General features: G+C 62.2%; 7 protein-coding genes. 4 read left to right on the forward strand and 3 right to left on the reverse strand.

Annotated elements, in window-relative coordinates; all coding sequences use genetic code 11:
• The first annotated feature begins 180 nt into the window (after positions 1-180).
• Both hisN and EOA78_RS37100 read left to right on the forward strand, forming a co-directional pair.
• Positions 181-954 (forward strand): histidinol-phosphatase, encoded by a 774-nt coding sequence (gene hisN / locus EOA78_RS18175; RefSeq protein ID WP_127316323.1) that lies wholly within the window; start codon positions 181-183, stop codon positions 952-954.
• A gap of 322 nt (positions 955-1,276) precedes the next feature.
• Positions 1,277-1,489 (forward strand): hypothetical protein, encoded by a 213-nt coding sequence (locus EOA78_RS37100; protein ID WP_245477572.1) that lies wholly within the window; start codon positions 1,277-1,279, stop codon positions 1,487-1,489.
• Positions 1,490-1,677: 188 nt separating this feature from the next.
• Here the strand turns inward: EOA78_RS37100 and EOA78_RS18185 are convergent, their stop codons facing one another.
• The gene (locus tag EOA78_RS18185) at positions 1,678-2,652 is read right to left on the reverse strand and encodes an alpha/beta hydrolase (protein ID WP_127316324.1); all 975 of its coding nucleotides are present in this window, start codon (positions 2,650-2,652) and stop codon (positions 1,678-1,680) included.
• A 542-nt stretch (positions 2,653-3,194) separates the two neighbouring features.
• On the opposite strand from EOA78_RS18185, the gene EOA78_RS18190 reads away from it, so the two are divergent.
• The gene (locus EOA78_RS18190) at positions 3,195-3,662 is read left to right on the forward strand and encodes an Hsp20 family protein (protein WP_127316325.1); all 468 of its coding nucleotides are present in this window, start codon (positions 3,195-3,197) and stop codon (positions 3,660-3,662) included.
• A gap of 72 nt (positions 3,663-3,734) precedes the next feature.
• Here EOA78_RS18190 and EOA78_RS18195 read toward each other — a convergent pair whose 3' ends face one another.
• Both EOA78_RS18195 and EOA78_RS36020 read right to left on the reverse strand, forming a co-directional pair.
• Complete coding sequence (locus EOA78_RS18195) at positions 3,735-4,787, reverse strand: low specificity L-threonine aldolase (protein ID WP_127316326.1); 1,053 nt, start codon at positions 4,785-4,787, stop codon at positions 3,735-3,737.
• Positions 4,784-5,002, reverse strand: a complete 219-nt coding sequence (locus EOA78_RS36020) for a hypothetical protein (protein ID WP_128239291.1) — start codon at positions 5,000-5,002, stop codon at positions 4,784-4,786. Before EOA78_RS36020 ends, EOA78_RS18195 begins: the two co-directional genes overlap by 4 nt.
• A 255-nt stretch (positions 5,003-5,257) precedes the next feature.
• On the opposite strand from EOA78_RS36020, the gene gltB reads away from it, so the two are divergent.
• Positions 5,258-8,703 (forward strand): glutamate synthase large subunit (gene gltB / locus EOA78_RS18200; RefSeq protein WP_127316332.1); only part of this gene is annotated, 3,446 nt, incomplete at its 3' end.

The raw sequence follows: 8,703 nt of genomic DNA on the forward strand, positions 1-8,703 counted from the left end.
CAAATGTCAAGCCGTCGACCGGCTTTTTTAATTCACTGTGATGTGGAAACTGGATTTCGAGGGCGCCAGCGTTGCATTCGAGCAACAGTTGACGATGCGCAAAAGTTCCGCACGCCCTTGTTTTGGCGGAAAACCACAGGCAAACGACGGTTCCAGCACGCTATAACGCGGGAGAATCAGTTGGACATCAGCATCGATTTCATGCGGGGCATTGCGCATGCCGCCGCAGCCGAAACCTTGCCGCGCTTCCGCAGCCAAGGCGCGGTCGCCAACAAGGAGCAAGGCAGCTTCGACCCGGTCACCGAGGCCGACCGCGAGGCCGAGCGGGTCATCCGGGCTCTTATATCAGCGGAATATCCCGATCACGGCATCCTCGGCGAGGAGCATGGCAGCGAGAACATTTCCAGCAGGCATGTCTGGGTGATCGATCCGATCGACGGCACGCGCGCCTTCATTTCCGGCCTGCCGGTGTGGGGAACATTGGTTGGGCTGACGGTCGACGGCGATGCCGTCGCCGGCATGATGTCGCAGCCCTTCACCGGCGAGCTTTTCTACGCCAACGCTTCCGGTGCCCATTATGAAGGCCCGGGCGGGCCACGAAGGCTGACGACGCGCAAGACGACAAGCCTTGCCGACGCGACGCTGTTCACCACCACGCCGGCACTGTTCAAGGGAGACGCGCGTCTGCGCTACGACCTGTTCGAGCGGCAGGTCCAGCTCGCCCGCTACGGCACCGACTGCTATGCCTTCGCCATGGTCGCGGCAGGAAGCGTCGACATCGTCGCCGACCCTGGTTTGAAACCCTACGATATCGTCGCGCTGATCCCGATCATCGAGAAGGCCGGTGGCGTCGTCACCACCTTCGAAGGCGGACCGGCGGAAAGGGGCGGCGACATCCTGGCTGCGGCAACGCCGGAGCTTCATGCCGCCGCGATGGCGGCGCTGCGTGGCTGAGCGTGGAAAAGCGTTCGGGCGGTGATTCCCCGACCCTCCTGACAGGAGAATGTCAGCAGCTCTCTGCTATGGAAGTGATGTCACGGAGGGATTCACATGCCGACACTGTCAACAGCCAGCCGCTCCGAAGCTGCGTCGGCAGAAAATGCTCCAGCAGACGGGCGGGCCGATTTCGATTTCTTCTTCGGCCGCTGGAACGTCAGCCATCGAAGGTTGCAGAAGCGCCTGCAAGACGACACGAACTGGGACGTGTTTGGCGGGACATGCGAAGTGCGCGCGATCCTTGGCGGCCTCGGCAATGTCGATGACAATGTGATCTCTGTTGCCCGTCGAGGCCTATCGCGCCGCCACGTTGCGGACGTTCGATCCGGCGACGAGACAATGGTCGATCTGGTGGATCGACGGCCGCAACCCGGAGACCATCGATATTCCGATGCGCGGCACATTCGAAGCAGGCGTCGGCACGTTCCTGTGCGAAGACGTCTTCGACGGAGCGCAATATCCACGTTCGCTTCCTATGGTCGCGGATCACTGAAAGATCGGCGCGCTGGGAGCAGGCTTTTTCACCGGATGGCGGCAAGACCTGGGAGACCAACTGGATCATGGATTTCGCCCGGCAAGTGTAGGCGGCCGATCGACTTGGAAGGCATTTTCTCAAGCCGAGGCATGGATTTCAATGATTTGAAGCGCTCTTGGCGCGTCCGGAGGGAGTGCGCCACTCAATCAGCCCGTGTCGTCGCTTCCCGGGATGAAGGCATCGAAGGCGGCAAAGAACTGCTCGCGATAGAAGTCGGCTTCCTGCAATATTTCATGGCGTGCGCCGTCGATCACCAGCAGCGAACCGAGGCGCAGACGTCTGGTGTAGGTTTCCACCGCCTTGGTCGAGACGACCTGGTCGGCGCCGGCGGCGATCACCAGCAAGGGTACCTGGATCCTGGCCATGAAGTCGGGGTCGCTGATGGCCTCGGAGGCCTGCGTCGCCGCTTTCAGCCAGCGTATCGTCGGACCGCCGAGCGCCAGTTGCGGGTAGGTTTCGTAGATCAGCGTATTGCGCCGATACCGCTCCGGATCCGACGTCACCATGTTGGCGGCAAAGGGTATGGTTTTCCTGGCCCGCGGACCCCAGGCGGCATAAAATTTGCCAAGACCCAGCAGACAGAACAGCGAGCAGAGGCGGCGAACGGTGGTTGTCGAGAGCGGCAGGTCAGGCACGGCCAGGAATGGCGCGATCAGCACCATGCGCCGTACGCGGTTCACCATCGACGGCGCAGCAAGCAGCGTAATCACCGCCCCGGCCGAATGGGCCAATATGTAATATGGCCCCCGGCAGTCGGGCAGCACGATCTCCTCGAAGAACTGTTCCAGGTCGCCGGTATAGTCGAAGAAGCTCCGGACATAGCCGCGCTCGCGGTCGCTGATCAGCCGATCGGAACCGCCCTGGCCGCGCCAGTCGAGGGTCGCAACGCCAAAGCCGCGGTCGGCAAGGTTGCGGATGGTCTCGAAATACTTTTCGATGCACTCGTTGCGGCCGGTCAGCACGACCACGGTGCCCTTCATCGGGCGGGCAACGGCGGGAAAGAGGCCATAACGGATCTTCTTGCCGTCGCGCGTGGTGAAGAAACCACCGGCCGCATTTTCCGGTAGCGGATTGCCCGGAATTTCGCGGAAGAAGGGAATTTCGTTAAGAAGGTCCGTCATTCGGCGCTGCGTTTGTGTGTCGCTGCCTGCATTGCGCAAGCTTTGGTAGGCATAGACGCCCATTCAGCAAAAGCAAAGGAATTCCGGACGCATTGGAGAGGCTGAACGAGGCAGCCAGCAAGTGAGGCCGAAAGCAGCTTGCGGCATGCTTCCGGCCCCCGTCGATCCGGGAGGAAGGGACGTTACACCCGGTCGGCCTCGTTGCGGTATCTCGCGCATGACCCCGAAAATCGCACCCGATTTTCGCTGTGAATCATGCGCAATCACAGTGTTACAGCGTTCCTTAGCGTGTCCCGGAGGACGCGCGACGCCGTAACCGCCGCCTGTTCCTTGATCCTGGAACGAGTCTAGCGCGACTTAGCTGAACGCCCGCCGAAGCCGCGGTTCATCTGCCGTTCATCGAGAAATCTTGAAATGCTTTCACGTGTTCCCCAAATGTCTGTTGCGGCCGCCAATGTCGGGGCCGCTGGCCTATCCGGAACGCCGTCACGGGTTTCGCACCGGCCATACGCAAACCTTGTTGCTCAACAGGAGAACACACTATGCGTCACGTTGATTTTTCCCCGCTCTATCGTTCGACCGTCGGTTTCGACCGGCTGTTCACCATGCTCGATTCGCTTGCGCAGCCTGAAAGTGCGCAGACCTATCCACCCTACAACATCGAGCGCACCGGTGAGGATTCCTATCGCATCTCGATGGCGGTCGCCGGCTTCTCGGACGACGAGCTCTCGATCGAGGCTCACCGCAACGTTCTGACCGTCAAGGGTGAGCGCAAGGAAGAGGGCAATGGCGAAGGCTCCGAACTGCTCTATCGCGGCATCGCCGGCAGGGCCTTTGAACGCCGCTTCCAGCTTGCCGATCACGTTGACGTCGTCGGCGCCTCGCTGAAGAACGGCCTGCTCTTCGTCGACCTCAAGCGTAATATTCCCGAGGAGCTGAAGCCCCGCAAGATCGCCATCACCGCGTCTTCGGCGAAGGCCAAGCAGATCGAGGCTAACACCGCCGCGTAAGCCGCGTCGCAAGACGACCTCAGGGACGAAGGGCGGCGCCTGGCGCCGCCCTTCTTGGTGGGTAAGGTGCCGCTATCCAGCAATTAGCTGGCCAAAGCGGTCGACCTCTTCGGCCGTGGTCGCAAAGCTGGTGACGAAACGGTAGAGTGCCTCGACCTCGTCGATATGGCCGTCGAAGCCATGCGGCTTGTGCCAGTCGTAGAAGGCGGCACCGGCTAATTGCACCCGTTCAGCCTCGGCCTTTTTCATCACCGCGAACACTTCGTTCGCTTGCGGCAGCCAGGCCAGGCGTGCCGACGGGAAATCCTCGATCAGTGCTGCAAGGCGCGCCGCCATGGCGTTGGCGTGCCGGGCCGTGTCGAGCCACAGGTCGTCCTTGAAATAGGCTTCGAACTGCGCGGCGACGAAGCGCGATTTCGAGAACAATTGCGCCGCGCGCTTGCGCAGGAAGGCCAGTTCCCTGGCGCGGTCGAGATCAAATAGCACGATAGCCTCGGCGCACCAGCAGCCGTTCTTGGTGCCGCCGAAAGAGAGGATGTCGACGCCGCGCTTCCAGGTCATCTCCGCCGGCGTCGTCTCGAGCGCGACCAGCGCATTGGCGAAGCGGGCGCCATCCATGTGCAGCGGCAGTTTGTGATGCTTGGCGATCGCCGAAATCCGGGCAATTTCGTTCAGTGTGTAGATGGTGCCGACTTCGGTCGACTGGGTGATCGACACAGCCATCGGGCGCCCGGAATGGACGATTTCAGGCGCGAACCGGCCCACCGCCCTGTCCAGGTTGTTCGGATCGATCTTGCCTAGCGCACCGTCGACGGGATAGAGCCGGGAGCCGCCGGTAAAGTATTCCGGCGCCCCGCATTCATCCTCGACGACATGCGACTCTCGATGGCAGAAGGAAATGCCGCCTGATTTGTTATAGGTGGTCAGCGACAGCGAATTGGCGGCGGTGCCGGTCGCCACGAAAAACACCGCGACCTCGCGCTCGAAAATTTCGTTGAAGCGCTGATAGACAGCCTGGTCGAGGGCGCCGTCGCCATAGGCGGTGGAGAAGCCGCCGGCGTGGGCGGACAGGCCCGCGGCGATGCTGGGATGGGCGCCTGCCCAATTGTCGGAAGCGAAATTCATGCGTTTGCCTGCGCTGGAAAAATCGATGCAACCTTGGCCGCTTTCGCATGCCGCTCGCAAGTGCCAAGCACCGGATAAGCAGTAAAGCCAGCGAGAGCGGAAAACAGGACATACGTTGGAAGGTTGCGTTTTGGCGTGGCCGCGCGTAATTTTCTGTCGCGAACAGCCCGAGATTGTTGTGAATCGGTCTTGTGCGCATCCGCGATTTCTGTCATAAAAATTTAGGACAGTAGTGCTGTCTTATTTTGTCGCGCAAAACAGGCTGGATTGGCGTATCTTTAGGTCACTCCTGCCGTTGCCGCGAGCGACAGGTAGACAGTCTGGCTCTGGCCTGTACGATTGCCGGATGCGAACCAGGCCTGCCTGGTTCGGCAAGGATTTCGCAAGACGTGCCGCAAGGATGAGAGGGAAGCTCATGCGCTTCCCGACGGAAACCAGCGCCCTAAGGGCGCGGAATGGAGGACAGGACGATGACGGAAGTGACGCCATCTGCGATGAACGGCCCGGCCGCGCAGACGAAAGCGCCAGCCGTCAAAAATCCGTCCCTGACCAAGATTGGGCGAACCCATACCGGCTTCGCCGCCCACGGCCTTTACGATCCGCGCAACGAGCACGATGCCTGCGGCGTCGGCTTCATCGTCAACATGAAGGGCGTGAAGTCGCATCAGATCGTCAAGGACGGCCTTGCGGTGCTCGAAAACCTGACGCATCGCGGCGCCGTCGGCGCTGATCCGCTGATGGGCGACGGCGCCGGCGTGCTGGTGCAGCTTCCCGACCGCTTCTTCCGCGAGGAAATGGCCAGCCAGGGCGTCGAATTGCCCAAGCCCGGCCACTATGCCGTCGGCCATGTGTTCATGCCGCGCGATCCGGAGCTTCAGGCGCATATCGAAGGCATCATCGCCGAGGTGGCGCACCTCGAAGGCCAGCCGCTGCTCGGCTTTCGCGATGTGCCGGTCGACAATTCATCGCTGTCAAAGGCGCCTGATATCGCTGCTTCCGAACCGGTCCAGCGGCAGGTGTTCCTGGGTCGTGGCGCCGAGATAGAGAGCGACGACGATTACGAGCGGCGGCTCTACATCCTGCGCAAGGTCATTTCCGGTCGTATCCACGAGGAGACCAAGGGCGTCGACAATGGCTTCTACGTCGTGTCGATGTCATCGCGGACCATTGTTTACAAGGGCATGTTCCTGGCCTATCAGGTCGGCGCCTATTACAAGGATCTGACCGATCCGCGTTTCGAGACGGCGCTGATCCTGGTCCACCAGCGTTTCTCGACCAACACCTTCCCGTCTTGGAAGCTAGCGCATCCCTATCGCATGGTCGCCCACAATGGCGAAATCAACACGCTGCGCGGCAACGTCAACTGGATGGCGGCGCGGCAGGCTTCGGTCGATTCCGAACTGTTCGGCAACGACATCTCCAAGCTGTGGCCGATCTCCTATGAGGGGCAGTCGGACACCGCATGTTTCGACAATGCGCTCGAATTCCTGACGCAGGGCGGCTACTCCCTAGCTCACGCGATGATGATGCTGATCCCGGAGGCCTGGGCCGGCAACAAGTTGATGGATCAGGATCGCAAGGCCTTTTACGAATATCACGCGGCCCTGATGGAGCCGTGGGATGGGCCGGCGGCGGTGGCCTTCACCGACGGCCGCCAGATCGGCGCCACTCTCGACCGCAATGGGCTGCGCCCGGCGCGCTACATCGTCACCGACGACGATCGCGTCATCATGGCCTCGGAAGCCGGCGTGCTGCCGGTGCCGGAGGAAAGGATCGTCAAGAAGTGGCGGCTGCAGCCCGGCCGCATGCTTTTGATCGACCTGGAGAAGGGCCGCATCGTTTCCGACGAGGAGATCAAGTCGGAGATCGCGACCAGGCATCCCTACAAGAGCTGGCTCGCCAACACCCAGCTCATCCTGGAAGACCTGAAGCCGGTCGAGCCGCGCGCATTGCGCAGGGACGTCAGCCTGCTCGATCGCCAGCAGGCGTTCGGCTACAGCCAGGAAGACACCAAGCTGTTGATGTCGCCGATGGCGACCACCGGCCAGGAAGCGGTCGGCTCAATGGGCACCGACACGCCGATTTCGGCGATGTCGGACAGATCGAAGCTGCTCTACACCTATTTCAAGCAGAACTTCGCCCAAGTCACCAACCCGCCGATCGACCCGATCCGCGAGGAACTGGTGATGAGCCTGGTGTCCTTCATCGGGCCGAGGCCGAACATCTTCGACCTCGTCGGCAATTCGCGTCGCAAGCGGCTCGAAGTGCGCCAGCCGATCCTGACCAATGGCGATCTCGAAAAGATCCGCTCCATCGGTCATACCGAGGACCGTTTCGACACCAAGACGATCGACATCACCTATGCTTCGAACGAAGGCGCAGCCGGCATGCAGGGCGCCATCGACCGGCTGTGCGAGCGCGCCGAGGCGGCGGTCGCCGGCGGCTACAACATCATCATCCTGTCCGACCGTCAGCTCGGGCCGGACCGCATCGCCATCCCGGCATTGCTGGCGACGGCGGCGGTCCACCATTATCTGATCCGCAAGGGCTTGCGCACCTCGGTGGGGCTCGTTGTCGAGTCCGGCGAACCACGCGAGGTGCATCACTTCTGCTGCCTTGCCGGCTATGGCGCCGAGGCGATCAATCCCTATCTCGCCTTCGACACGCTGCTCGACATGCATAAGCGCGGCGAGCTGCCGGCCGAGGTCGACGCCTATGAGGTTGTGTCCCGCTACATCAAGTCGATCGGCAAGGGCATTCTCAAGGTGATGTCGAAGATGGGCATCTCGACCTACCAGTCCTATTGCGGCGCGCAGATCTTCGACGCCATCGGGCTGAAGACCGATTTCGTGCAGAAGTATTTCACCGGCACCGCGACGCTGATCGAAGGCGTCGGGCTGGAAGAGATCGCGGCCGAGACGGTCAGCCGCCACGCCGACGGCTTCGGCAACGACCCGGTGTTGCGCAACAGCCTCGAGGTCGGCGGCGAATACATGTTCCGCATGCGCGGCGAAGCGCATATCTGGTCGCCCGATGCGGTGGCCACCCTGCAGCACGCCGTGCGCCAGGGGTCGTGGGAGACCTTCAAGGACTATTCCGCTCAAATCGACAGCGAGACGGCGCGGGCGCAGAGCATTCGCGGCCTGTTCAAGATCAGGCTCGCCGAAGAAACCGGGCGCAAGAAGGTCGCGCTCGACGAGGTCATGTCGGCGGCCGATATCGTCAAGCGGTTCTCGACCGGAGCGATGTCCTTCGGCTCGATCTCCAGGGAAGCGCACACCACGCTGGCGCGCGCCATGAACACCATCGGCGGCAAGTCGAACACCGGCGAGGGCGGCGAAGAGGCCGACCGCTACCTGCCGCTGCCGGGCGGCGGCAAGAACCCCGAGCGTTCGGCGATCAAGCAGGTCGCCTCCGGTCGGTTCGGCGTGACGGCGGAATATCTGGTGAATTCCGATGTGATGCAGATCAAAGTCGCGCAAGGCGCAAAGCCGGGCGAGGGCGGTCAGCTGCCTGGCCACAAGGTCGATGCCACCATTGCCAAGGTCAGGCATTCGACGCCCGGTGTCGGCCTGATCTCGCCGCCGCCGCATCACGACATCTACTCGATCGAGGATCTGGCGCAGCTCATCTACGACCTCAAGAACGTCAATCCGGCGGCTGATGTCTCGGTCAAGCTGGTCTCCGAAGTCGGTGTCGGCACGGTTGCGGCCGGCGTCGCCAAGGCGCGCGCCGATCACATCACCATTTCCGGCTATGACGGCGGCACCGGCGCATCGCCGCTGACCTCGCTCAAGCACGCCGGCAGCCCGTGGGAAATGGGCCTTGCCGAGACGCACCAGACGCTGGTGCTCAACGGCCTCAGGTCGCGCGTCGCGCTGCAGGTCGATGGCGGCCTGCGCACCGGCCGCGACGT

Origin of the sequence: Mesorhizobium sp. M5C.F.Cr.IN.023.01.1.1 (assembly GCF_003997585.1) — a bacterium.
Taxonomy (GTDB): Bacteria; Pseudomonadota; Alphaproteobacteria; order Rhizobiales; family Rhizobiaceae; genus Mesorhizobium; species Mesorhizobium wenxiniae.

Bases quoted from the DNA above. Each gene is read 5' to 3' on its own strand.
- EOA78_RS18185 (WP_127316324.1), bottom strand. From the start codon at position 2,652: ATGACGGACCTTCTTAACGAAATTCCCTTCTTCCGCGAAATTCCGGGC.
- EOA78_RS18190 (WP_127316325.1), top strand. From the start codon at position 3,195: ATGCGTCACGTTGATTTTTCCCCGCTCTATCGTTCGACCGTCGGTTTC.
- EOA78_RS18195 (WP_127316326.1), bottom strand. From the start codon at position 4,787: ATGAATTTCGCTTCCGACAATTGGGCAGGCGCCCATCCCAGCATCGCC.
- EOA78_RS36020 (WP_128239291.1), bottom strand. From the start codon at position 5,002: ATGACAGAAATCGCGGATGCGCACAAGACCGATTCACAACAATCTCGG.